We start from the raw sequence: 2,454 nt of genomic DNA, 5'->3' as shown, positions 1-2,454 counted from the left end.
ATACGAGGCAGTGTAATAGTGCATCGCTATTGATGCATCGGATGGGTGAGACCTGCTCAACACCAACATGTTCTACCGCTGCACCCACCGTGTGGTCTGCACCGAGCGCTACGCCCATCAGGGGTGTCACCCCACCGGTCTCAGCTCCGAATGCTGTGGACCAAAACCTAGTTCGCCGCGATGGTGCGCGGCACAACCTTTGGAGGTCATCCAACGCTATGTGGACAACAAGAAGATTGCTCGAGCGGCTCTGCGACCCAGCTTCACGGCTCATTCCGGAGCTTTCTCGATGAGCGGGGCATTGTTGGACGGGAAGGTAGTCGTCGTGTCCGGGGTCGGCCCCGGGCTCGGCCGGTCGATCTGCCTGGAGGCCGCGGCCGCGGGCGCCACGGTGGTGCTGGCGGCGCGGACCGAATCGCGGTTGCTCGAGGTGGCCGCCGAGATCGAGGCTGCCGGTGGCGCCACGCTGAGCGTGCCCACCGATATCACCGACGAGGCAGCGGTCCAGAATCTGGTGGCGAAGACCGTCGAGACGTTCGGCCGGGTCGACGCGCTGGTGAACAATGCGTTCTCGGTGCCGTCGATGAAGCCGCTGGATCGCACCGACTTCGACCACATCCGCTCGAGCCTCGACATGACGGTGCTGGGTGGCCTGCGGATGACGCAGGCGTTCACACCCGCCCTCGCCGAGACCAAAGGCGCTGTGGTGATGATCAATTCGATGGTCGTGCGGCATTCCGAACCGCGGTACGGCAGCTACAAACTCACCAAGGCCGCCCTGCTGGCGATGTCGCAGACCTTGGCCACCGAACTCGGCGGCAAGGGTGTGCGGGTCAACAGCGTGCTGCCCGGCTACATCTGGACCGACCAGCTGAAGTGGTACTTCGGTCAGGTCGCCGAGAAGTACGGCATCACCGTCGAGCAGGTCTACGAACAGACCGCCTCGAAATCCGACCTGAAGCGATTGCCCGAGCCCGACGAGATCGCCCGTGCCGTGGTGTTTCTCGCGTCCGACTGGTCGTCGGCGATCACCGGTCAGACCCTCGACGTCAACTGCGGCGAATACCACAACTGAGCAAGGAGTCTCCTTCGATGACCGTGCGCACCGATGTCGGCACCGTGGCCGACCTGCACGCCTACGCCACCAAACTCACCGGTCTCACCGATTTCGGGACCGACGACTACACCGAGGCGTTGCAGGTGCTGCTCGACTCGTATCGCGACGAGGCCGGGCTCACCGAGCTCGGCAGCAAGATGTCGCGATTCTTCCTGCGCGGCACGCTCGTCGCTCGCGCGTTGAGTGAGGCCGCGTGGGCGGCAAACCCCGGCTATGTCGACACACCCGTCACCCGGCCGATTTTCGTCACCGGGCTGCCTCGGACCGGCACCACCCCACAGCGCCCGCGGGTGGCGGCCCGTACGGCCCACCCCGGGGGGGAGATGTGGCTGACCGACTTCCCGCAGCCGCGCCCGCCGCGCGAAACCTGGTCCGAGAATCCGGCCTACCAGCAGATCGATGCGGGCCTGCGGCAGCATCAGGTGCAGAACCCCGAGTTCATGGGCCTGCACTACATGAGCGCCTCCGACGTGGAGGAATGCTGGCAGCTGCTCCGGCAGTCGGGCACCTCGCATTCCTACGAATGCCTGGCCTACGTCCCGAGCTACTCGCAGTGGCTGGCCGGCCGGGACTGGACGCCCGCCTACGCGCGCCACCGCCGCAACCTGCAGCTGATCGGCATGAACGACACCCGCCGCTGGGTCCTCAAGAACCCCAGCCACCTGTTCTGTCTGGATGCCCTGCTCGCCGTCTACCCGGACGCCGTCGTCATCCAGACCCACCGCGACCCCGCCACGATCATCCCGTCGGTGTGCAGCCTCAACGAACACGCCACCCGCGGCTGGTCGACCACCTTCACCGGCGAAACCATCGGCCGCACCCAACTCGACCTGTGGGCCCGCGGCCTCTCCGAGTTCACGGCGGCCCGCGCCCGCCACACCGACGCCACCTTCATCGACGTCGAGTTCGACGACCTCCGCGCCGACCCCTTCGGCGTCGTCGAACGCATCTACACCCGGATCGGCACCGATTTCACCGACGAGGCCCGCACCGCCATCACCGCCCTCGACAACGAAAGCCGCACCGGCGACCGTAAACCCACCCACCACTACTCACTCGCCGACTACGGACTCACCAAGGAAATGGTCGCCGAACGTTTCAGTGCCTGACCTCTGATCGGTGTGGGGCCACGGAACACGTGGCTCCACAACGGTTTCCGGGCTTAACCAAGGCTGCTCAGTCAGTGCCTGCTGCCCGCTTGTCAACCGGGCAGCAAGGTGGACGCTGGGTGTGATCCGCACCCGCACACTGACGTTCGGGTTCCGGAGGCCCTCCCTGAGGTGGGTTTCGCCGCACCCTGAGGAGTGGTTTCGGTCGCCGCAGGGTCGGTATCGCCG

Annotated in this window: 2 protein-coding genes; both read left to right on the top strand. The window is 65.9% G+C overall.

Features of this window, described 5'->3' with window-relative positions:
- Positions 1–289 precede the first annotated feature (289 nt).
- Positions 290–1,075, top strand: a complete 786-nt coding sequence (locus ACFWPJ_RS30400) for an SDR family oxidoreductase (RefSeq protein WP_378856584.1) — start codon at positions 290–292, stop codon at positions 1,073–1,075.
- 17 nt (positions 1,076–1,092) lie between these two features.
- The gene (locus ACFWPJ_RS30395; RefSeq protein ID WP_378856582.1) at positions 1,093–2,226 is read left to right on the top strand and encodes a sulfotransferase family protein; all 1,134 of its coding nucleotides are present in this window, start codon (positions 1,093–1,095) and stop codon (positions 2,224–2,226) included.
- Positions 2,227–2,454 lie beyond the last annotated feature (228 nt).

Source organism: Nocardia sp. NPDC058497, from assembly GCF_042720195.1.
Lineage (GTDB): Bacteria > Actinomycetota > Actinomycetes > Mycobacteriales > Mycobacteriaceae > Nocardia.
This window is presented reverse-complemented; position numbering and strand designations above follow the sequence as displayed.

Excerpts from the sequence above, each read along its gene's own strand:
- ACFWPJ_RS30400 (WP_378856584.1), top strand. The coding sequence starts at position 290 with ATGAGCGGGGCATTGTTGGACGGGAAGGTAGTCGTCGTGTCCGGGGTC.
- ACFWPJ_RS30395 (WP_378856582.1), top strand. The coding sequence starts at position 1,093 with ATGACCGTGCGCACCGATGTCGGCACCGTGGCCGACCTGCACGCCTAC.